Source organism: Paraburkholderia sp. J11-2 (assembly GCF_905220185.1).
Taxonomy (GTDB): Bacteria; Pseudomonadota; Gammaproteobacteria; order Burkholderiales; family Burkholderiaceae; genus Paraburkholderia.
On the sequence record NZ_CAJMYY010000003.1, the window covers coordinates 179,140 to 199,058 of the forward strand.

Sequence of the window (19,919 nt, forward strand, 5' to 3'; positions counted from 1 at the left end):
CGCGTTTCCCTTGGCCCGGCCGCGCGTTCACAGCGCTGGCGCCGCTGTTCGGAACGTGATTCGAAAATTCCATGCTTTTCCTTTGTCTCGTCGTCCGGCGAGCACCGGCTGCGCCAGGGCGGGTTCCGGCTGGCGCCCGCAGCAGCAACGACGCCACGCTATAATCGAGCGCTTGCAGTTCCAAGGCCGCGCCTCTGTGTTTTTCGCCGAGCCAAGCCGAGCGCAGCGCAACTGGCTCGCCGGCTCGCACCGGCCGCTCCCATCCTGCGCGCCACGCCATCCGTCTTTCGCCCACGCCTGTCCGACGCCCAAGTGAATCCGCTACTCGACACCCTTCAGTCCTATCCCTTCGAAAAGCTGCGCGTACTCTTCAAGGACGTCACGCCGAACGCCGGCCAGCGCCATATCAGCTTCGGGATCGGCGAGCCGAAACACCCCACGCCTGCGCTGATCCGCGACGCCATCGTGGCATCGCTCGATGGCCTCTCGTCGTACCCAGCCACGGCGGGCACCCCGGCGCTGCGCGAGTCGATTGCGAACTGGGTGAAGGCGCGCTACGGACTGCCGGTCATCGACGCGAACACGGAAATCCTGCCCGTCTCGGGCTCGCGCGAGGCGCTTTTCGCACTGGCGCAGGCCGTGGTCGACCCGACAGCGGGCGTGAAAGATCCGGCAAAGCGGGCGATCGTACTCTGCCCGAACCCTTTCTACCAGATCTACGAAGGCGCCGCGCTGCTGGGCGGCGGCGAGCCGTACTTCGTGAACAGCGATCCGGCCCGCAACTTCGCCTGCGACTATTCGCAGGTTCCTGAAGAAGTCTGGGCGCGCACGCAGCTGCTGTACGTGTGCTCGCCGGGCAACCCCACGGGCGCCGTGATCACGCTCGACGACTGGCGCGAGTTGTTCGCGCTCTCCGACCGCTATGGCTTCGTCATCGCCTCGGACGAGTGTTACTCGGAAATCTATTTCGACGAAGCGAATCCGCCGCTCGGCGGTCTCGAAGCGGCGCACAAGCTGGGCCGCGGCTTCGAGCGTCTCGTCATGCTGTCGAGCCTTTCCAAGCGCTCGAACGCGCCCGGCATGCGCTCGGGCTTCGTGGCCGGGGACGCCGCCATCCTCAAGCAGTTCCTGCTGTACCGCACCTACCACGGCTCGGCCATGTCGCCGGTCTGGCAGTCCGCCAGCATCGCGGCCTGGGGCGACGAGGCGCACGTGCGCGAAAACCGCGCGAAATACCTGAAGAAGTTCTCGACCGTCACGCCCATGCTCGCCGACGTGCTCGACGTGAAATTGCCCGACGCCGCGTTCTACCTCTGGGCCAACGTCGCGCGCACCGGCCTCTCGGACACCGCGTTCGCCCAGCGTCTCTACGCCGACTATAATGTGACGGTTCTGCCCGGCTCGTTCCTCGCGCGCGAGGCGCATGGCACGAATCCGGGTAAAGACTTCGTCCGCATGGCGCTCGTCGCCGACGTCGAGGAGTGCATCGAGGGCGCGCAGCGCATCGTCGAGTTCTGCCGCTCGCTCAAACCGTAAAGCTTTTGCCTGCGCGCCGGGGTCCTGCCTCGCTGCGCGCAACACCGCTTTCAACCATTACTCTCACGAAATCACCACCATGTCGCAACAACTTCAGCAGATCATCGACACCGCCTGGGAAAACCGCGCCGACTTTTCGCCCAAGTCGGCCCCGAACGACGTGCGCGAAGCCGTCGCCCACGTCATCGCCGAACTGGACAAAGGCGCGCTGCGCTGCGCCGAGAAGAAGGACGGCGACTGGGTCGTCAACCAGTGGGTGAAGAAGGCCGTGCTGCTGTCGTTCCGCCTGGAAGACAACGCGCCGATGCCCGCGGGCGGCTACAGCCAGTTCTACGACAAGGTGCCCTCGAAGTTCGCCAACTACACGGCCGAAGACTTCGCCGCGGGCGGCTTCCGCGTGGTGCCGCCGGCTATCGCGCGCCGCGGCTCGTTCATCGCGAAGAACGTCGTGCTGATGCCGTCGTACACCAACATCGGCGCGTACGTCGATGAAGGCACGATGGTCGACACGTGGGCGACGGTCGGTTCGTGCGCGCAGATCGGCAAGAACGTGCACCTCTCGGGCGGCGTGGGCATCGGCGGCGTGCTGGAGCCGCTGCAGGCCAATCCGGTCATCATCGAAGACAACTGCTTCATCGGCGCGCGCTCGGAAGTCGTGGAAGGCGTGATCGTCGAAGAGAACTCGGTCATCTCGATGGGCGTGTACCTCGGCCAGTCGACCAAGATTTACGACCGCGAAACCGGCGAAGTCTCGTATGGCCGTATTCCGGCGGGCTCGGTCGTGGTCGCGGGCAACCTGCCCTCGAAGGACGGCTCGCACAGCCTGTACTGCGCCGTGATCGTCAAGAAGGTCGACGCGAAGACGCGCGCCAAGGTCGGCCTGAACGAGCTGCTGCGAGGCGACTGATGGCGAAGTCCGCCAAAACCGTTGTCTACGGCATTCCGAACTGCGACACCGTGAAGAAGGCCCGCGTATGGCTCGAAGAGCACGGCGTCGAGTTCGAGTTTCACGACTTCAAGAAGGCGGGCGTTTCGAACGCACTCGTCCAGGACTGGCTCAAGGACGTGTCGCTCGATCAGCTCATCAACAAGCGCGGCACGACGTGGCGCGGCCTGTCGGACGTGCACAAGGCCGAAGCCGACACGACCGCCGGCGCGATTGCGCTGATGATCCACAAGCCGTCGATCATCAAGCGGCCCGTAGTCGTGGTGAACGGCCGCGTGAAGACGCTTGGCTTTTCCGCCGACCAGTATGCGGAGCTGTTCGCCTGAGCGCCGCATGAGACCGGTGCGCCCGATCTGCTCCATGGAAGATCGAGCGCATACGGTCATGACAAGTTGTTGCCGGCCCCTGCTCCGTCAGCTGTGCCGGCATTTTTATTGAAAGTGGTCTTTTTATGTCCGCCACCCTCGCCCTTACCGAAGCCCTGATCGCGCGCGCGTCCGTCACGCCCGACGACCAGCACTGCCAGCGCATCATGACCGAACGCCTTGGCGCGCTCGGCTTCGCGTGCGAAACGATCGAATCCAACGGCGTGACGAACCTGTGGGCCGTCAAGCGCGGCACCGCGGGCGCGCAAGGCCCGCTGCTTGCCTTCGCGGGCCATACCGACGTCGTGCCGACCGGCCCCATCGAACAATGGAGTTCGCCGCCGTTCCAGCCGTCGCACCGCGACGGCGTGCTCTACGGCCGTGGCGCCGCCGACATGAAGACCTCGCTTGCGGCCTTCGTGGTGGCAAGCGAAGAGTTCGTGGCGGCGCATCCGCAACATCGTGGCGCGATCGCCTTCCTCATCACGAGCGACGAGGAAGGCCCAGCGACCGACGGGACCGTGAAGGTCGTGGAGGCGCTGCAGGCGCGCGGCGAGAAGATGGATTACTGCATCGTCGGTGAGCCGACCTCGACCAACACGCTCGGTGACTGCGTGAAGAACGGCCGCCGCGGCTCGATGTCGGGCAAGCTCGTCGTGAAGGGCGTGCAGGGGCATATTGCCTATCCGCATCTCGCGAAAAACCCGGTGCATCTGCTGGCTCCCGCGCTTGCCGAACTCGTCGCTGAAAAGTGGGACGACGGCAACGAATACTTCCCGCCCACCACGTGGCAGGTGTCGAACATGCACAGCGGCACCGGCGCGAGCAACGTGATCCCGGGCCATGCCGACGTGATGTTCAACTTCCGCTTCTCGACCGCCAGCACCGTGGAAGGCCTGCAAAAGCGCGTGCATGCCATCCTCGACAAGCACGGCCTCGAATACGACCTGCACTGGAGCGTGAGCGGCCTGCCCTTCCTTACGCCGCGCGGCGCGCTCTCGAGCGCACTCGAAAAAGCGATCCACGACGAAACCGGCGTCACCACCGAACTCTCGACCACGGGCGGCACGTCCGACGGCCGCTTCATCGCGCGCATGTGCGAGCAGGTGGTCGAATTCGGGCCGCCCAACGCCAGCATCCACAAGATCGATGAGCATATCGAAGTGAAATTCATCGATCCGCTCAAGAACATCTATCGCCGCGTGCTCGAACAGCTGATCGCCTGACGGCCAACCGAACACGCTCCGGAGTCCAGAACATGACCCATCCGCTAGCCGCTACTTTTGCCACTGTGCGCGACCTGCTGCGCTACGGCGTCTCGCGCTTTTCGGCCGCACAGCTCGCCTTCGGCCACGGCTCGAACAACGCCTACGACGAAGCGGCGTACCTGATCCTGCACACGCTGCATTTGCCGCTCGACCTGCTCGACCCGTTTCTCGACGCGCGCCTCACGCCCGAGGAAATCGACAAGGTGCTCGGCGTGATCGAGCGCCGCGCGACCGAGCGCGTGCCCGCCGCCTACATCACGCAGGAAGCGTGGATGCACGGCCTGCGCTTCTACGTGGACGAGCGCGTCATCGTGCCGCGCTCGTTCATCGGCGAGCTGCTCGCAGACGGCCTGCAGCCCTACGTGGAAGATCCCGAGCAGGTCACCGCGGTGCTGGAACTGTGCACCGGCTCGGCCAGCCTCGCGATTCTCGCGGCGCACGCGTTCCCGAACGCCGATATCGACGCCGTCGACCTCTCCGCGCCCGCGCTCGAAGTGGCCAAGCGCAATGTACACGAACACGATCTCGACGAACGCATCGCCCTCTTCGAAGGCGACCTGTACGCACCGCTGCCCGAGCGCCGCTACGACGTGATCATCACGAACCCGCCGTACGTGAATGCCGATTCGATGCAGGCGCTGCCGCCCGAGTACCGCCACGAGCCGGAAATGGCGCTTGCGGGCGGCGCGGACGGCATGGACATCGTGCGCCGCATCATCAAGGACGCACGCAACTGGCTCACCGACGACGGCGTGCTGGTGGTCGAAATCGGCAACGAGCGCGAGCACGTGGAAGCGGCGTTCGGCGGCCTCGAGCTCGTCTGGCTCTCGACGAGCGCCGGCGACGATCAGGTTTTCCTGATCCAGGCCTGTGACTTGCCGGTCTGAGGATCTTAGGGTCTAACAGTCTGAGCGCAATGCGCGAACACGACGCGGCGCCTGTGCGCCGCGTCTCGCTGTGTGCAGGACTGGGCCGATAGCCGTCGTCGCAACGGGTTCGGTAAGATTGAGCCCTCCGGCCGTGCGCTTCCCGGCGCGGGCCGGCCCTGCGTTCGGCTGAAGGAGCGTCCCACGCATCTATGCGATTCGACTGGTTACACCTCGGCACGCTGCTCGCGATCATCCATCTGTTTGGGCTGATCGCGGCGTGCCACGCAATCCTCAACACGCGCACCTCGCAGGGCGCGATCGCCTGGGCCGTCTCGCTCGCGACGATGCCCTACCTCACGCTCGTCCCGTATCTCTTTCTCGGCCGCAGCAAGTTCGCGGGCTATGCCGACGCGCGGCGCCTGCGCAACGAAACGTTGCGCTCACGCGCTCCCGCGCCCGACTGGGACAAGCTAGTCTCCGCGGGCGAATGGCCAGCCGACGAACTGGGCGTACGCGTGATCCGCACATTCGCGCGCCTCGGCGGCATGCCGCTCGTGCCGGGCAATGCCGTGCGCACACTCGTGAATGGTGATGCGACCTTCTCCGCCATCTTCGATGCCATCGAACGCGCCCGGCACTACGTGATCGTGCAGTTCTTCATCGTGCGCGCCGACGCGCTCGGCGACATGCTCAAGGACGTGCTGCTCGACTGCGCGAAACGCGGCGTGCGCGCGTACTTGCTGTATGACAGCATCGGCTCGTTCGACCTGCCCGCCAGCTACGTGCACGAGTTGCAGGACGGCGGCGTGGAAGTGCACCCGTTTTCCACGAAACGCCACTTCGTCAACCGCTTCCAGCTCAACTTCCGTAACCACCGCAAGATCGTCGTGGTCGACGGCCAGCACGCGTTCGTGGGCGGCCACAACGTAGGCATCGAATACCTCGGCGCGAATGCACGCCTCTCACCCTGGCGCGATACGCATATCGAACTGCGCGGACCAGCGGTCGCCAACGTGCAGTTCGCCTTCACCGAAGACTGGTACTGGGCCACCCAGCAACTCCCCGGCTGCGAACCGCCCCCCGTTGTGCCGCGCGACGGCGACGACATGTACTGCCTCGTCCTGCCCACGGGTCCGGCCGACCGCCAGGAGACCTGCTCGCTCTTTTTCGTCGAGGCGATCAATGCCGCGAAAAAACGCCTGTGGATCACCACGCCCTACCTCGTGCCCGACGAAGCCGTGTTCTCGGCGCTGCGCCTCGCGGCGCTGCGCGGCGTGGACGTGCGCATCATGATCCCGAGCCGGCGCGACCATTACGTGGTGTTCGAAGCGTCCATGCTGTACGCCTTCGATGCGGTGCGCGCAGGCATCCGCATCTTCCGCTACAAGCCGGGCTTCCTGCACCAGAAGGTCGTGCTGATCGATGACGTGGCCGCGGCCATCGGCAGCGCGAATCTCGACAACCGGTCGTTTCGCCTGAACTTCGAGATCATGGTGCTGACGGTGCATCGCGGCTTCGCGGCCGAAGTCGAAGCGATGCTGCTGCGCGACTTCGAAGAGACGTTCGAGATCGACCGCAGCGAGTACCGCGACGCGCCGGCGTGGCGCAAGATCACGATGCACCTCGCGCGGCTCTTCGCGCCGATTCTATAACGCGCGCCTTTGCCGCCAGCCGCCGCTCAGAGCTGCTTTTCGATGTCCGCTGCAATGGCCTCGGGCTTCGTCATGGGCGCGTAGCGCTTCACCACGCTGCCGCTACGGTCGACCAGAAATTTCGTGAAGTTCCACTTGATGCCTTCGAGCCCGAGGAGCCCCGGCGCCTCGCCCGTGAGCCAGCGATACAGCGGGTGCGCGTTCGCCCCGTTCACGTCGATCTTCTCGAACATCGGAAACGTGACGCCGTAGTTCTTCTCGCAGAAGCTGCCGATCTGCGCGGCGTCGCCGGGCTCCTGCTTGCCGAACTGGTTGCATGGAAAGCCGAGCACCGCGAGCCCGCGCGCGGTGTACTGGTCGTGGAGCTTTTGCAGGCCCGCGTACTGCGGCGTGAACCCGCACTCGCTCGCGGTGTTGACGATCAGGAGCACCTTGCCCGTATAGCGCTCGAGGCTCACCGGCTCGCCGCCGCCGAGCGGTTGCGCCGAAAACGAATAGATCGAAGTCATCTGGCTCTCCCGTGGAAAAGCGCCAGTCTACGTGAGAAAGCGTGGAATTAGCACTCGACCAAACGGCTAGCCGTTCGGCCAATGCCGGCCGGAGCCCCACACAGTCTAAAATAGCGCTTTCCTTCGTTTTCTTCCCGCCGGCGCCGTCGTGATCCGCTTCAACCAATTCAGTCTTGCCCGCGGCACCAAGCCGCTTTTCGAACAGACCTCGTTCACGCTGAACCCCGGCGAAAAGGTCGGTCTCATCGGCGCGAACGGCGCGGGCAAATCGACCCTGTTCGCCGTGCTGCGCGGCGAACTGCACGCGGACGCCGGCGACTTCTCGCTGCCGCCGTCCTGGCGCATCGCGCACGTCGCGCAGGAAACCCCGGCAGTGGACCGCACCGCGCTCGACTACGCGCTCGACGGCGACGCCGCACTGCGCGAAATCGAGGCCCGCATCGCCGCTGCGTCGGCCGCACACGACGGCGCGGCCGAAGCCGAAGCGCACGGCGCGTTCGCCGACGCCGACGGCTACACGGCCCCCGCGCGCGCCGAAGCGCTGCTGCTCGGCCTCGGTTTCACGCTCGAGCAAACGCGCCAGCCCGTGGCGAGCTTCTCGGGCGGCTGGCGCATGCGCCTGAACCTCGCGCAGGCGCTCATGTGCCGCTCCGACCTGCTGCTGCTCGACGAACCCACGAACCACCTGGACCTGGACGCGATCGTCTGGCTCGAAGACTGGCTGCACCGCTATCCCGGCACGCTCGTCGTGATTTCGCACGACCGCGAATTCCTCGATTCGATCTGCAATGTCACGCTGCACCTGGAAAACCAGCAGATCAAGCGTTACGGCGGCAATTACTCGCAGTTCGAGATCTTGCGCGCGCAACAGCTGGCGCTCCAGCAAAGCGCGTACGAAAAGCAGCAGCGCACCGTCGCGCATCTGCAAAGCTTCATCGACCGCTTCAAGGCCAAGGCCACCAAGGCGCGCCAGGCGCAAAGCCGCGTGAAGGCACTGGAAAAGATGGAGCTGATCGCGCCCGCGCATGCAAGCTCGCCGTTCACATTCGAGTTCCGCACGCCCGACTCCGCACCCAACCCCATGCTCGTGATGGAGGACGTGCGCTGTGGCTACCGGGCCGAGGACAGCGGCGAGACGCCCATCGTCGAACGCGTCACGCTCTCGATCCAGAATGGCCAGCGTATTGGCCTGCTCGGCGCGAACGGCCAGGGCAAGTCCACGCTGATCAAGACGCTCGCCGGCACGCTCGCCGCGCTTAGCGGCGAACTGCGCACCGGCAAGGGCCTGCAGATCGGCTACTTCGCGCAACATCAGCTCGAAACGCTGCGCCCCGACGACTCGCCGCTCCAGCATCTCGCGCGCCTCGCGCCCGACACGCGCGAGCAGGAACTGCGCGACTTCCTCGGCGGCTTCAACTTCCCCGGCGAGATGGCCACGGCTCCCATCGCGCCATTCTCGGGCGGCGAGAAGGCGCGCCTCGCGCTCGCGCTCATCATCTGGCAAAAGCCCAACCTGCTGCTGCTCGACGAGCCGACCAACCACCTCGACCTCGAAACGCGCCACGCGCTCACCATGGCGCTCGCCCAGTTCGAAGGCACGCTGATCCTCGTGTCGCACGACCGGCATCTGCTGCGCGCGACGACCGATCAATTCATGCTGGTGGCGAAGCATCGTCTGCAACCGTTCGACGGCGACCTCGACGACTACCGCGACTGGCTGCTCCAGCATGCGGCCGAGCAACGTGCGGCGCTCAAGGAAGCCGCTTCTGGCACGGCGGATGCGGCAAACGGCGCCAATAGCGCCGACAACGTCAATCGCAAGGAACAGCGGCGCCAGGAAGCGGAGCAGCGCCAGAAGGTTGCGCACCTGAAGAAGCCGTTACAGGCGAAAATCGGCAAGATCGAAAAGGAAATGGATGCGCTCAACGGCGAAAAGAGCACGCTCGACGCGTTCGTCGTCGACCCGGCGAGCTACGAGCCGGAGCAGAAGAGCCGCCTGACCGAAGCAATTCGCCGCCAGGCCGAGGTTGCCTCGCGCCTCGAAACGCTCGAAGCCGCATGGCTCGACGCGCACGAGGAACTCGAGCAGATCGGCTAGTGCAGCTTATAGTGGCCACTGTGGTTGCCACTGAGGTCGTCACTGCACCACCATCGCGCCGCTAGCCGCGCTTTTCGCCAAGAATCTTCGCCAGGGAGCCACGAGTGTCGTCACCCGCCGCATTGCAGGGCCTTCGCGTACTGGATCTGACCCGTCTTCTGCCCGGGCCCGTGGCCACCTTGCGGCTCGCAGAAATGGGCGCCGACGTCCTGAAAATCGAACCGCCTGGCGCGGGCGATGCGGCGCGCGTGATGATGCAAAGCGCAGTGGACGAAGTGGCCGCACGCCCTGGTGCGTTCTATCGCCTCGTCAATCGCGGCAAGCGCGAAACCCGCGTCGACCTGAAGACCGAGAGCGGCCGGTCGGTGTTGTTCGCGCTCGCCCGCGACGCCGACGTGCTGGTCGAAAGTTTCCGGCCCGGGGTGATGGACCGCCTCGGCGTAGGCTACGAGACATTGCGCAAGGTCAATCCGAAGCTCGTCTACTGCGCGATCACGGGCTATGGCACGACCGGCCCGTTCGCCGGCCATCCGGGCCATGACATCAACTATGTGGCCTATTCTGGCGTGCTCGACCAACTGGCTTCGCGCGACGGCACGCCGGTGCTGCCCAATTTCCAGATCGCCGACTTGCTCGGCGGCGCGCTCAGCGCGGTCACGCAGATTCTCGCGGCGCTCTGGCATGTGGCGCGTGGCGGCGAGGGCCGTTTTGTCGACGTTTCGATGGCGCACGCGAGCTATGCGCACAATGTGGTCGCCCAGGTCGCGCTGGCCAACGACGACGCCGCGGCGCTGCAGCCTGGCGGCGGCCTGCTCAACGGCGGCGTGCCCTGCTACAACCTCTATCGCACGCAAGACGGCCGGTGGCTCGCCGTCGGCGCGCTCGAACTGAAATTCTGGCAGACGCTGTGCCAGGCCATTGGCCGCGACGACTGGGCCGAGCGCCACTGGAGCCTCGGTCAGGCGATCGGCGGTGCGGACGCCGCCGCGCTCACGCGGGAGCTGGCGGCCATCATCGAGTCGGAGTCGCTGCAGACATGGATCGATCGTCTGGAGGCGATCGACACCTGTGTTTCGCCGGTCCTCACACCTGGCGAGGCTTCGCGCCATCCCCTATTCAATGCCGAAGTCCTGCAAGCCATGATGGACGAGATGTCCGCCAGGCAAGCGCAGCAGACCGCGCCCGGTATGCAGGCGGCAGCTTTTCAGCCAGCCGGCCAGCCGCAAGGCGCGCACTCCGTCCAGTCAGCCCAGCCGGTCCACGGCGCCGAAACGTCGGGCGCACCTGGCGGGAAAAAACCCTTCTCCTACGGTCCGTGGGGCTAGTTCACGCGGCGCACGCCGCGCCGAGCGTCAGCACAAAGCAAAATGGGCGCCTTGCAGCGCCCATTTTTTCGTTTAGCGTCGCGGCAGCGTTTGCCGCGGCGAGCGCTCGTCGTCGTACATCACGTACTTGCGGCCCTCAACGTGGTGCGCAATGGTGCTGCGCACCTCAGCCGCCGTCACGTCTTCCGCCACGACGCGGCGCGAAATGCGCCCGTCGCCATCGATCCACTCGACGATCCGGCAGGTGCTGCCCCAAGGCTGCATGAGCGGCTCGGATACCCGGCAGCCGCGCACGACGATCGAACGACCGCCGAAGGACGTATCAGTCTGTTTCAAGTCGCTATCCTTTCCGCTCGACACGGGTTGAACATCGCGCCAAGGATAGGGAAATCGCAGTCTGAAATGGTTACAGCCGGAACCAGGGTTGTTACTAATCATTACGCGACAGTACACGGCTTCCGCACCCGCGCGCCACGCTCATTCCAGCTCGCGTACCCGGTCGATTGCTTCCTCGAGACGCTCCACGGCAATCACCTGTAAACCTTCGATTGGCTGTTTCGGCGCATTGGCGCGGGGAATCAGCGCGCATGAAAAACCGAGCTTCGCAGCCTCCTTCAGACGATCCTGGCCGCGCGGCGAGGGTCGGATCTCGCCCGCGAGACCGACTTCGCCAAAAACGATCAGACCCTTGGGCAACGCCTTGTTACGCATCGAAGAGTGGATGGCGAGCAGCACGGCGAGATCCGCGGCCGGCTCCGTGATTTTCACGCCGCCCACCGCATTGAGGAAAACGTCCTGATCGAAGCACGCAATGCCGGCATGGCGATGCAGCACCGCCAGCAGCATCGCCAGCCGGTTTTGTTCGAGGCCGACGGCCAGACGCCGCGGATTCGGCACGTGCGCTGTGTCGACGAGCGCCTGCACCTCGACGAGCAGCGGCCGGGACCCTTCCTGGGTCACGAGCACGCATGAGCCCGGCACGCTCTGCTCGTGCTGCGAGAGAAAGAGCGCCGAGGGATTCGCCACACCGCGCAAGCCTTTCTCGGTCATGGCGAACACACCCAGTTCGTTGACCGCGCCGAAGCGGTTCTTGAATGCGCGCACGAGACGGAACGACGAATGCGTGTCGCCTTCGAAATACAGCACGGTGTCGACGATATGCTCGAGCACGCGCGGGCCCGCGAGATTGCCCTCCTTCGTCACGTGGCCGACCATGATGATCGCCGTGCCCGACTGCTTCGCGATACGGGTAAGCTGCGCCGCGCACTCGCGCACCTGCGCGACGGAGCCCGGCGCGGAAGTCAGCGCTTCGGAATAGATCGTCTGGATCGAGTCGATGACCGCGACATCGGGCCTCTCGGCCTCGATCGTTGCCTGGATCTTTTCGAGCTGGATCTCGGCGAGCAGTTGCAGCTCGCTCGCCATGGAGCCGGGATCGAGCAGCGCCAGTCGTTGCGCGCGCAACGCAATCTGCGCAGCCGACTCTTCGCCGCTGACATAGAGCGCGCGACGCTCCGCCGCGATCTGCGCGAGTGACTGCAACAACAGCGTCGACTTGCCGATGCCCGGATCACCGCCGATCAGCACCACACCGCCCGCTACGAGACCGCCGCCCAGCACGCGGTCGAACTCGCCCACGCCGGTCGTGAAGCGCGGCACGTCGGACGCCTCGATATCGGCGAGACGCCGCACCGGCGCGCTCTTCGCGAGCGACTGAAAGCGGTGGCTGCTCGCCGATTCGGCAACGCCTTCCACCAGCGTGTTCCACGCGCCGCACGCCGGGCACTGGCCTTGCCACTTGGGCGCCTGGCCGCCGCATTCGGTACATGTATACAGTGTCTTGACCTTCGCCATGCTCTTTGCCATGGCGTTATTCGGCCCGCACCGGTACGCGCGGTGCAACGGCGCACATCAGCTCGTAGCCGATCGTGCCACAGGCTTTCGCGACGTCGTCGATCGGCAGGTTGTTGCCCCACAGTTCCACACGGGCGCCTACGCCCGCGGTGTGCACGGGCGTGAGATCGACGGTGAGCATGTCCATGGAGACGCGGCCCACGACATGCGTGAGCACGCCGTCGACGATCACCGGCGTGCCTTCGGGCGCGACGCGCGGATAGCCGTCCGCATAACCGCACGCCACCACGCCGATGCGCATGGGCTTGCGCGCCGTGAAAATCGACCCGTAGCCGACGGTCTGCCCTTCGGCGACGTGCTGCGTGGCGATGAGTTCGGACGCGAGCGTCATGGCCGGCTGCAGGCCCGTGCCTTCGAGCGCCGAGGAGAAGCCCGAAGGCGAAGCGCCATAAAGAATGATGCCGGGGCGCACCCAGTCGAAGTGCGTCGAGGGATGCCAGAGCGTGGCGGCCGAATTGGCGAGGCTGCGTGTACCCGCAATGCCTTGCGCGCCGCGCTCGAACGCGGCCATCTGCTCACTCACGCCGCGCGGCGTGTCGGCGTCCGCGAAGTGCGTCATCAGCGTGATCTGGCCGATGCCGGCACAGGCACGCGCGCGCTCCCACGCGGCGCGGTACTTCTCGGGCGTATAGCCGAGCCGGTTCATGCCGCTATTCATCTTGAGCTGAACGTTGACCGGCTTCGAGAGACGCGCCATTTCGAGCATGCGCATCTGCTCGTCGCTGTGCACGACGGTCGTGAGGCTGTAGCGGTCGATCACATCGATGTCGGTCGGCCGGAAAAAGCCTTCGAGCAGGAGGATCGGACCTGCCCAGCCGAGCTCGCGCAGCTTGACGGCTTCCTCGAGGTCGAGCAGGCCGAAACCGTCGGTTGCGCGCAGACCGGGGAATGCGCGCGCAAGCCCGTGCCCGTAGGCGTTGGCCTTCACCACGGCCCAGATTTTCGACTTTGGCGCGTACTTGCGGACGACGGCGAGGTTATTGGCGAGAGCGGCGGTGTGAATCGTTGCTGAGAGGGGGCGCGGCATGGGAGATTTTTTCGCAAAGACGCTTTCGAATCAGGAGCTTACAGGGTGTTTTCAGCGCCCCGCAGGCCCGCCTGACGGGCGCTCAAGGATTGTGCTAGTCCGAATACGCCTATTTTCGTGATATAAAGCCCTGCGCACAACCCATTTCGAACGTAATAAGCCCGGATGCCTCCCACCCGTCCGGGGCGGACGGACCGCAGCGAGGAAAGCATCGCATCAGATGAAAAAAGGCTTTTACACCATCATGGCCGCGCAGTTTTTTTCGTCGTTGGCCGACAATGCGCTCCTGATCGCTGCGATTGCACTGCTGAAAGATCTCCACGCCCCGAACTGGATGACGCCGCTGCTCAAGCTGTTCTTCGTCCTCTCCTACGTCGTTCTTGCCGCCTTCGTCGGCGCCTTCGCAGATTCCCGCCCCAAGGGCCGCGTGATGTTCATCACGAACACGATCAAGGTCGTCGGCTGCGCCATGATGCTGGCGGGCACCCACCCTTTGATCGCCTATGGTGTAGTGGGTTTCGGCGCGGCGGCGTATTCGCCCGCCAAGTACGGCATCTTGACCGAGTTGCTGCCGCCTGAGCGCCTCGTCGCCGCCAATGGCTGGATCGAGGGCACGACAGTCGGCTCGATCATTCTCGGCACCGTGCTCGGTGGCGCATTGATCAGCCCCCACATCGCCTCGCATGTGCTGCGCCATACGCCCGCCGCGATCAGCACGCCGGCCGAGGCCGCGATGGTCGTGATCATGGTGATCTACGTGATCGCCGCCCTCTTCAATCTGCGTATTCCCGACACCGGCGCGCGCTATCCGCGCCAGCAGCACGGTGTCATCCGCCTCATCACCGATTTCGCCGACTGCTTCAACATTCTCTGGCGCGACAAGCTCGGGCAGATCTCGCTCGCGGTCACGACGCTCTTCTGGGGCGCAGGCGCGACGCTGCAATTCATCGTCCTCAAGTGGGCCGAAGTCTCGCTCGGCATGTCGCTCTCCGAAGGCGCGGTGCTGCAGGCCGTGGTGGCCGTGGGCGTGGCGGCCGGCGCCATGATCGCGGCCGCGCGCATACCGCTCAAGAAGTCGCTCTCGGTGCTGCCGGTCGGCATCATCATGGGGCTTGCCGTCATGCTCATGGCGTTCTACACGCGCCATCTCTTTCCGCCGCATTGGGGCCTGCATGTCGGCCATTTGCGCGTTCCCGGCTACCTGATTTTCGCGTACATCTTCCTCATGATCGTGGGCGGCCTCTCGGGCTTCTTCGTCGTGCCGATGAACGCGCTGCTCCAGCATCGCGGCCACGTGCTGCTCTCCGCCGGCCACTCCATCGCCGTGCAGAACTTCAACGAGAATCTTTCGGTGCTCGTGATGCTGTGCCTCTATGCCGTGCTCGTGTGGCTCGACGTGCCGGTGACCATCGTGATCGTGCTGTTCGGCACGTTCGTCTGCCTGATGATGTGGCTCGTGATGCGCCGCCACCAGGCGAATCAGCGCTCGTTCGACTCGGTCGCCCTGATCGGCGAAAATCACAGGCATTGATGGGCGTGCGTGGTCTGATGCAATCCGGCCCGCCTCCTCTGCCGAACCGAATTTTCTCTGCGCACGCGCGGCCACACACCGCGCGCGACGCGCATCTGACGCTGCCATGACTTCATCGATTTCCAACGTTCTCACGATCGCCGGCTCCGACTCGGGCGGCGGCGCGGGCATTCAGGCCGACCTCAAGGCGTTCTCCGCGCTCGGCGCGTACGGCGCGAGCGTCATTACGGCGCTCACCGCGCAGAACACGCGCGGCGTGACCGCGATCCACGCGCCCGACGCGGGGTTCGTCACCGCGCAGCTCGACGCCGTGTTCGACGACATCCGCATTGATGCCGTGAAGATCGGCATGCTCGCCAATGCCGACATCGTGCGCGCCGTCGCCGATGCGCTGCGGCGGCACAAGCCGGCGCGCGTCGTGCTCGACACCGTGATGATCTCGAAGAGCAATCACGCGCTGCTCGCGCCCGAAGCCGTGTCCGCGCTGCGCGAGGAACTGCTGCCCCTGGCGGGCGTCGTCACGCCGAATCTGCCGGAAGCCGCGGCGCTGCTTGGCGTGGCGCCCGCTACCGACGAAGCCGCGATGGTCGAGCAAGGCGAAGCGTTGCGCGCGCTAGGTGCGCAGGCGGTGCTGATGAAGGGCGGCCATTTGGGCAGCGCGGACAGCCCCGACTGGCTCATCGAAGCCGGTGGCACGCTGCGTCTTGCCGGCCCACGCGTGCCGGTCACGAATACGCACGGCACCGGCTGTACGCTCTCTTCCGCGATTGCCGCACTCTGGCCGCAACGCGGCGCGCTCGCACTGGCCGTTAGCGAAGCCAAGCAGTATTTGACGGCGGCGCTGGAGGCCAGCGAGCGGCTCGACGTCGGCCATGGCGTCGGGCCGGTGCATCACTTCTGGCGCTGGTGGTAAGCGCGCTTTCACGCGCTTGTTGACCGGCAGCTCACTGACGCGAAAATGCCGCGGCGCGCGCGGGCCAATCGTCGGGAACGATGAAACCGCGCGACATTTCGCGGTAGCCGCCCGCGCCGTCGGTCGCGAATGCCGCAACCAGGACAGGGTCATCCGGCCGGGCTAGCGCGGTGACCAACGCGTTGGGGTCGATGGGCGACGCTGTGCTTGCGGTTGCTTGCGCTGCGCCCGGCGCGGCCGCCAGCCTGCGTGGCGCGAGCCACGCGAGCCTCGGCAACACGCTCCAGCCGTCGGCCGCCTGTTGTCGCGCGAACGCCGGCCAATCCGAACGCGTGACCCACCAGCCGCGCCCATGATCTGCGGCCAGCTCGGGGGCGTCCTCCACGCGTGACGGCGCCGCCGCTCCCGCCCGGTAAAAAAGCCAGCCCTTCACGAACATCTGCGCGAGCCACTGGCCTTCGTAACCAAGCGAGGCGAATTCTTCGCATGCGCTCATACGCAGCTGATGGTCGCGCAGATGCGTCAGCTTCAGATCGAAGCGATCGCGCAAGTTCGGTCCGACGAATTCGGCAAGCGATGCGCGTGCGGCATCGCCGGGTCCTGCGTGCAGGTAACACTTCACCGCCAGTTCCCAATGCAGGCGCGCACCCGCACGCGTCTGCACGAGGAAATCGCACTCGCCGAGCGTGATGCCTGCACGCCGCAACGGCACATTTTGCGCGACGAGTTGGGCCGCAGGTCCATTCGCGAGAAACCATCCCAGCAAATTTTCGGCATAGCGTCCAAGGCGATGCGTCGGCGCGGCCATGAGCGCTTCGTGCAGATGCGCCGGGTCGCGATCGAGTTGCGCGAGCCAGTCGCACGTGGCGCGAGCTTCGTGCGCATTGGCGCACCATTGCGCAAGCGGTGCGAGCGGTGGTTGCGCGCGCAACAGATCGGGGCTGAAGAGCAGCCACGCGAGATCGCGCACAGCTGGATCGGCGAGGCGATCGATTAGCGCCTGGTCCGCGCAAGCGCCGGGCATGCGCTGCGACCCGGCATCGTCTCGCGGCCCGCCTTCGCCCGGGGCACTGCTCGCACCGGATAAGTCGTCGGGCCGCGCAGCGTTCATTGCTCGCCGCCGGAGGCCGCTCGCCAGGTGTCGCGCGCGAGGCAAAGGTCGGTCCAGGCCTTCGCCTTGTCGTGCAGGCTGCGCAGCAGATACGCGGGGTGATAGGTGACGATGACGGGCACGCCCTCGTACTCGTGAACGCGTCCGCGCAGCGACGCAATGCTGCCGTCGGTCTTGAGCAAGCTCTGCGCGGCGAAACGCCCGAGCGCGACGATGATCTTCGGCTTCACGAGCGCCACCTGACGCTGCAGATACGGCTCGCAGCGCGCGACCTCGTCGGGCTCCGGATTGCGGTTGCCAGGCGGGCGGCACTTGATCACGTTCGCGATATAGACGTTCTCGCCGCGCGCGAGCGAGAGCGCACGCAGCATGTTGTCGAGCAGCTTGCCCGCCTGACCGACAAAGGGCTCGCCCTGACGGTCCTCGTTCTCGCCGGGCGCCTCGCCGATCAACATCCAGTCGGCCTTGCGATCGCCCACGCCGAACACGGTGTTGGTGCGTTTCTCGCACAGACGGCAGCGGGTGCACGAGGCGACGCGCTCGGCGAGCGCGTCCCAGTCGAGCGTCGCGACGTCGTTGCGGGGTGCGCCGCTCGTTTGCGCAGGCTCGGCCTCGTGCGGCAGAACCGGCTGGGCCACCGAGTCGAACCACGCGAAATCTTCGTCCGTGAGCGGCGGCGGTTCATCGGATGAATGCGGCGCGGGCTGCGAGGGCGCGGCGGCGCGCGCAACGGATTGGGGTGGCTGGGGGGCGGTCGGTTGTGCTTCGGCGGGCTGCACCGCGGCGGCCGGACGCGCCGCTTGCAACACTGGCGCTTCGATTTCGACTTCGACTTCGGCGCGCGTCACCGCGGGCGACGGTGCGACGGCCGCGTCATCAGGAGACGCTTCGAGCGACGCGCCACCCTGCGCTCCCTTACGCACCCAGCGTGGCGCGAGCCCAAGCTCCTCCAGCGCGATTTCATCGAGCGGCATCCGCGCCCTCCCCTGCAAAAGAAAAACGCATCACGAGTGCGTCCTCGCGGCTGTGGTGCTTCGCCGGATAGTAGTTCTTGCGACGGCCGATCGTGACGAAGCCGAATTGTTCGTACAGCCGGATTGCCCGATGATTCGAAGGCCGGACTTCGAGCAGCAGGCCTTCGAGACCTTGTGAGCGCGCAATGCGCACCGCCTCGCGCAGCATCGCGAGCCCGGCGCCAGCACCCTGCGCCTGAGGCGCGACGCAAAGATTCAGCAGATGCATCTCGTCGACCACGGGCATCAGCACGCAATAGCCGACCAGCATGCCAGTGACATGACGCATGCACAGACCGTAATAGCCATTGCGCAGCGAGTCTTCGAAATTGCCGCGCGACCACGGAAACTCGTACGCCGAGCGCTCGACGATCGCGACTTCGTCCAGGTCGCTTTCGGTCATCGGCGACAAATAGCGGTCGGTCATGAGCACGCCGCTCATTGCGCGCCCTCGCCGCCCACGCCACCTTCCCCCGCTCCGCCCGCACCACGTTGCGCCGCGGCCTTCGCGGCGAGGCGTTCGGCCGTGGTTTGCGCGACCTTGTTGCGCACGTATTCAGGCGCGGCCTGGTCGGCGGGTTGCGTGCGGCCCGCGCGAAACGCACGCAACGCCGCGTGCGCGAGCGGCAACGCGTGCGGGAGCGCCTCGGCGTCGATCGTGCGCGCGGCGGCAGCGGCTGTCAGGCGCGCGCCGAACGCGGCGGCGGCGTTGCCCGCCAGCGTGAACGGTGCGTCGGGCGCGGCGATGTGCTCCGGCGAATCGAGCGATGCCGGCTGCAACGTGCGCCAGTCGCCAACCGCGGCGTCCCATTCGAAATCGGCCCAGTAGGCTTCGTCCATGCGCGCGTCGAGCGCGGCCAGCACGCGGGTCGCGGCGCAATCGCGCAGCCGTGCGCTCTCCGCACAGACGAGCAACGTGCCCACCGGCACCACCGGGATATCGAGACCGAACGCGAGCCCTTGCGCCACGCCCGTCGCCGTGCGCAACCCCGTGAAGGAGCCCGGACCCGCGCCGAACGCAATCGCGTCGCAGTCGGCGAGCGTGAGGCCGGCTTCGTCGAACAATTCAGCGATGGCGGGCAGCAGCCGCGTGCTGGAGACGGCGCCCGTGGCTTCGTGGCGCACCCAGACGCTGACTTCCGACAGCGATCCGGAGGCGGTCTCGCCGCCGGTGGAGGGGGAACGATCTGCGCCGCCGGGGGCGACGCGAAGCAGCGCGACCGAGCAATATTCGGTCGAAGTATCGAGGGCAAGCAGCACGGTTTCGGTCATGAGCGCTATTGTAATGCCCCGCCCCCCGCGCGGGCCCCCGGCTCTCGCCATCTGGCGGTTGCGCGGGCGCCCTGCCGCCCCTTGGCTCATTCGGGCCAGCCATCAGTGGAGGAATCGCTCCAGCTTTTTCGGGATTTGCGCTGCTACCATCGGCGCGCTGACCTGAACCACCAAGCGGAGGAAACAACATGAGCGACGTGAACACGCAGTTCGCCCAAGCCCAGCAAGACGTGCAGCAACTGCCGGAGCGCCCCGGCAATCTGACGCTGCTGCGCCTCTACGCACTCTTCAAGCAGGCGACCGAAGGCGACGTGCACGGCGACAAGCCCGGCTTCACCGACATCGTCGGCAAGTACAAGTATGAAGCGTGGGCCGCCCTGCAAGGCACGACGCAGGAAACCGCGAAGCAGCAATACGTCGAACTCGTCGAATCGCTCAAGAGCGGCGCCACGAGCTGATCTGGCCCTTTCCTGAGAACCGCCTGGCGCACGCCAGGTAAAAGCGGTGCGTGACGACACGGGCGACCCTCCCCGCTGCGTCATGCCGCCGCGCCCGTACCCTCGCGGTGCG

At 66.0% G+C, this 19,919-nt stretch carries 19 protein-coding genes; 11 read left to right on the forward strand and 8 right to left on the reverse strand.

The window, feature by feature from the left end:
• The first annotated feature begins 312 nt into the window (after positions 1 to 312).
• From dapC to cls, 6 genes are all read left to right on the forward strand, one after another.
• Positions 313 to 1,536: a succinyldiaminopimelate transaminase gene (gene dapC / locus U5A57_RS05215; RefSeq protein WP_415774580.1), complete on the forward strand. Its 1,224-nt coding sequence runs from the start codon at positions 313 to 315 to the stop codon at positions 1,534 to 1,536.
• A gap of 79 nt (positions 1,537 to 1,615) precedes the next feature.
• Positions 1,616 to 2,443: a 2,3,4,5-tetrahydropyridine-2,6-dicarboxylate N-succinyltransferase gene (gene dapD / locus U5A57_RS05220; protein ID WP_028204072.1), complete on the forward strand. Its 828-nt coding sequence runs from the start codon at positions 1,616 to 1,618 to the stop codon at positions 2,441 to 2,443.
• Complete coding sequence (locus tag U5A57_RS05225) at positions 2,443 to 2,808, forward strand: ArsC family reductase (RefSeq protein WP_028204073.1); 366 nt, start codon at positions 2,443 to 2,445, stop codon at positions 2,806 to 2,808. The genes dapD and U5A57_RS05225 overlap by 1 nt, the downstream gene beginning before the upstream one ends.
• Before the next feature lie 125 nt (positions 2,809 to 2,933).
• The gene (dapE, locus tag U5A57_RS05230) at positions 2,934 to 4,073 is read left to right on the forward strand and encodes a succinyl-diaminopimelate desuccinylase (protein WP_321908815.1); all 1,140 of its coding nucleotides are present in this window, start codon (positions 2,934 to 2,936) and stop codon (positions 4,071 to 4,073) included.
• 32 nt (positions 4,074 to 4,105) lie between these two features.
• Positions 4,106 to 5,002 (forward strand): 50S ribosomal protein L3 N(5)-glutamine methyltransferase, encoded by an 897-nt coding sequence (gene prmB, locus U5A57_RS05235; protein ID WP_321908817.1) that lies wholly within the window; start codon positions 4,106 to 4,108, stop codon positions 5,000 to 5,002.
• Between the two features lie 191 nt (positions 5,003 to 5,193).
• Positions 5,194 to 6,636: a cardiolipin synthase gene (cls, locus tag U5A57_RS05240; protein WP_321908820.1), complete on the forward strand. Its 1,443-nt coding sequence runs from the start codon at positions 5,194 to 5,196 to the stop codon at positions 6,634 to 6,636.
• Between the two features lie 26 nt (positions 6,637 to 6,662).
• On the opposite strand, the gene U5A57_RS05245 is transcribed toward cls, so the two are convergent.
• Positions 6,663 to 7,145 carry a glutathione peroxidase gene (locus U5A57_RS05245; protein WP_321908822.1) on the reverse strand — a complete coding sequence of 161 codons (483 nt, stop codon included), beginning with the start codon at positions 7,143 to 7,145 and terminating at the stop codon, positions 6,663 to 6,665.
• A 148-nt stretch (positions 7,146 to 7,293) separates the two neighbouring features.
• On the opposite strand from U5A57_RS05245, the gene U5A57_RS05250 reads away from it, so the two are divergent.
• Both U5A57_RS05250 and U5A57_RS05255 read left to right on the forward strand, forming a co-directional pair.
• Positions 7,294 to 9,243: an ATP-binding cassette domain-containing protein gene (locus U5A57_RS05250; protein WP_321908824.1), complete on the forward strand. Its 1,950-nt coding sequence runs from the start codon at positions 7,294 to 7,296 to the stop codon at positions 9,241 to 9,243.
• A gap of 104 nt (positions 9,244 to 9,347) precedes the next feature.
• Positions 9,348 to 10,568, forward strand: coding sequence for a CaiB/BaiF CoA-transferase family protein (locus U5A57_RS05255; protein WP_321908826.1), 1,221 nt, complete (start codon positions 9,348 to 9,350; stop codon positions 10,566 to 10,568).
• Between the two features lie 72 nt (positions 10,569 to 10,640).
• Here the strand turns inward: U5A57_RS05255 and U5A57_RS05260 are convergent, their stop codons facing one another.
• The 3 genes from U5A57_RS05260 to alr form a co-directional block, all read right to left on the reverse strand.
• Positions 10,641 to 10,904 carry a DUF2866 domain-containing protein gene (locus U5A57_RS05260; protein WP_042265827.1) on the reverse strand — a complete coding sequence of 88 codons (264 nt, stop codon included), beginning with the start codon at positions 10,902 to 10,904 and terminating at the stop codon, positions 10,641 to 10,643.
• A gap of 141 nt (positions 10,905 to 11,045) precedes the next feature.
• Positions 11,046 to 12,422 carry a DNA repair protein RadA gene (gene radA, locus U5A57_RS05265; RefSeq protein ID WP_321909199.1) on the reverse strand — a complete coding sequence of 459 codons (1,377 nt, stop codon included), beginning with the start codon at positions 12,420 to 12,422 and terminating at the stop codon, positions 11,046 to 11,048.
• Between the two features lie 16 nt (positions 12,423 to 12,438).
• Positions 12,439 to 13,509 (reverse strand): alanine racemase, encoded by a 1,071-nt coding sequence (alr, locus tag U5A57_RS05270; protein ID WP_321908828.1) that lies wholly within the window; start codon positions 13,507 to 13,509, stop codon positions 12,439 to 12,441.
• Between the two features lie 220 nt (positions 13,510 to 13,729).
• Here alr and lplT point away from each other — a divergent pair, with 220 nt between their 5' ends.
• Both lplT and thiD read left to right on the forward strand, forming a co-directional pair.
• Positions 13,730 to 15,040 carry a lysophospholipid transporter LplT gene (gene lplT / locus U5A57_RS05275; RefSeq protein ID WP_321908830.1) on the forward strand — a complete coding sequence of 437 codons (1,311 nt, stop codon included), beginning with the start codon at positions 13,730 to 13,732 and terminating at the stop codon, positions 15,038 to 15,040.
• Positions 15,041 to 15,146: 106 nt separating this feature from the next.
• The gene (gene thiD / locus U5A57_RS05280) at positions 15,147 to 15,953 is read left to right on the forward strand and encodes a bifunctional hydroxymethylpyrimidine kinase/phosphomethylpyrimidine kinase (protein ID WP_321908831.1); all 807 of its coding nucleotides are present in this window, start codon (positions 15,147 to 15,149) and stop codon (positions 15,951 to 15,953) included.
• 31 nt (positions 15,954 to 15,984) lie between these two features.
• On the opposite strand, the gene U5A57_RS05285 is transcribed toward thiD, so the two are convergent.
• From U5A57_RS05285 to tsaB, 4 genes are all read right to left on the reverse strand, one after another.
• Entirely contained in the window at positions 15,985 to 16,977 is a 993-nt protein-coding gene (locus U5A57_RS05285; protein WP_321909201.1) for a DUF1853 family protein, read from the reverse strand.
• Between the two features lie 83 nt (positions 16,978 to 17,060).
• Positions 17,061 to 18,038 carry a uracil-DNA glycosylase gene (locus U5A57_RS05290; protein WP_321908832.1) on the reverse strand — a complete coding sequence of 326 codons (978 nt, stop codon included), beginning with the start codon at positions 18,036 to 18,038 and terminating at the stop codon, positions 17,061 to 17,063.
• Positions 18,025 to 18,519, reverse strand: a complete 495-nt coding sequence (rimI, locus tag U5A57_RS05295) for a ribosomal protein S18-alanine N-acetyltransferase (protein WP_321908834.1) — start codon at positions 18,517 to 18,519, stop codon at positions 18,025 to 18,027. Before rimI ends, U5A57_RS05290 begins: the two co-directional genes overlap by 14 nt.
• The gene (gene tsaB / locus U5A57_RS05300; RefSeq protein WP_415765208.1) at positions 18,516 to 19,358 is read right to left on the reverse strand and encodes a tRNA (adenosine(37)-N6)-threonylcarbamoyltransferase complex dimerization subunit type 1 TsaB; all 843 of its coding nucleotides are present in this window, start codon (positions 19,356 to 19,358) and stop codon (positions 18,516 to 18,518) included. The genes rimI and tsaB overlap by 4 nt, the downstream gene beginning before the upstream one ends.
• A gap of 179 nt (positions 19,359 to 19,537) precedes the next feature.
• Here tsaB and U5A57_RS05305 point away from each other — a divergent pair, with 179 nt between their 5' ends.
• Entirely contained in the window at positions 19,538 to 19,807 is a 270-nt protein-coding gene (locus tag U5A57_RS05305) for an acyl-CoA-binding protein (RefSeq protein WP_321908836.1), read from the forward strand.
• Positions 19,808 to 19,919 lie beyond the last annotated feature (112 nt).

What these genes read in the sequence shown, in the direction of transcription:
- U5A57_RS05225 (WP_028204073.1), top strand. Translation starts at nt 2,443, where the DNA reads ATGGCGAAGTCCGCCAAAACCGTTGTCTACGGCATTCCGAACTGCGAC.
- radA (WP_321909199.1), bottom strand. Translation starts at nt 12,422, where the DNA reads ATGGCGAAGGTCAAGACACTGTATACATGTACCGAATGCGGCGGCCAG.
- lplT (WP_321908830.1), top strand. Translation starts at nt 13,730, where the DNA reads ATGAAAAAAGGCTTTTACACCATCATGGCCGCGCAGTTTTTTTCGTCG.
- dapE (WP_321908815.1), top strand. Translation starts at nt 2,934, where the DNA reads ATGTCCGCCACCCTCGCCCTTACCGAAGCCCTGATCGCGCGCGCGTCC.
- cls (WP_321908820.1), top strand. Translation starts at nt 5,194, where the DNA reads ATGCGATTCGACTGGTTACACCTCGGCACGCTGCTCGCGATCATCCAT.
- prmB (WP_321908817.1), top strand. Translation starts at nt 4,106, where the DNA reads ATGACCCATCCGCTAGCCGCTACTTTTGCCACTGTGCGCGACCTGCTG.
- dapD (WP_028204072.1), top strand. Translation starts at nt 1,616, where the DNA reads ATGTCGCAACAACTTCAGCAGATCATCGACACCGCCTGGGAAAACCGC.
- U5A57_RS05285 (WP_321909201.1), bottom strand. Translation starts at nt 16,977, where the DNA reads ATGCCCGGCGCTTGCGCGGACCAGGCGCTAATCGATCGCCTCGCCGAT.
- thiD (WP_321908831.1), top strand. Translation starts at nt 15,147, where the DNA reads ATGACTTCATCGATTTCCAACGTTCTCACGATCGCCGGCTCCGACTCG.
- U5A57_RS05305 (WP_321908836.1), top strand. Translation starts at nt 19,538, where the DNA reads ATGAGCGACGTGAACACGCAGTTCGCCCAAGCCCAGCAAGACGTGCAG.
- U5A57_RS05290 (WP_321908832.1), bottom strand. Translation starts at nt 18,038, where the DNA reads ATGCCGCTCGATGAAATCGCGCTGGAGGAGCTTGGGCTCGCGCCACGC.
- alr (WP_321908828.1), bottom strand. Translation starts at nt 13,509, where the DNA reads ATGCCGCGCCCCCTCTCAGCAACGATTCACACCGCCGCTCTCGCCAAT.
- U5A57_RS05245 (WP_321908822.1), bottom strand. Translation starts at nt 7,145, where the DNA reads ATGACTTCGATCTATTCGTTTTCGGCGCAACCGCTCGGCGGCGGCGAG.
- rimI (WP_321908834.1), bottom strand. Translation starts at nt 18,519, where the DNA reads ATGAGCGGCGTGCTCATGACCGACCGCTATTTGTCGCCGATGACCGAA.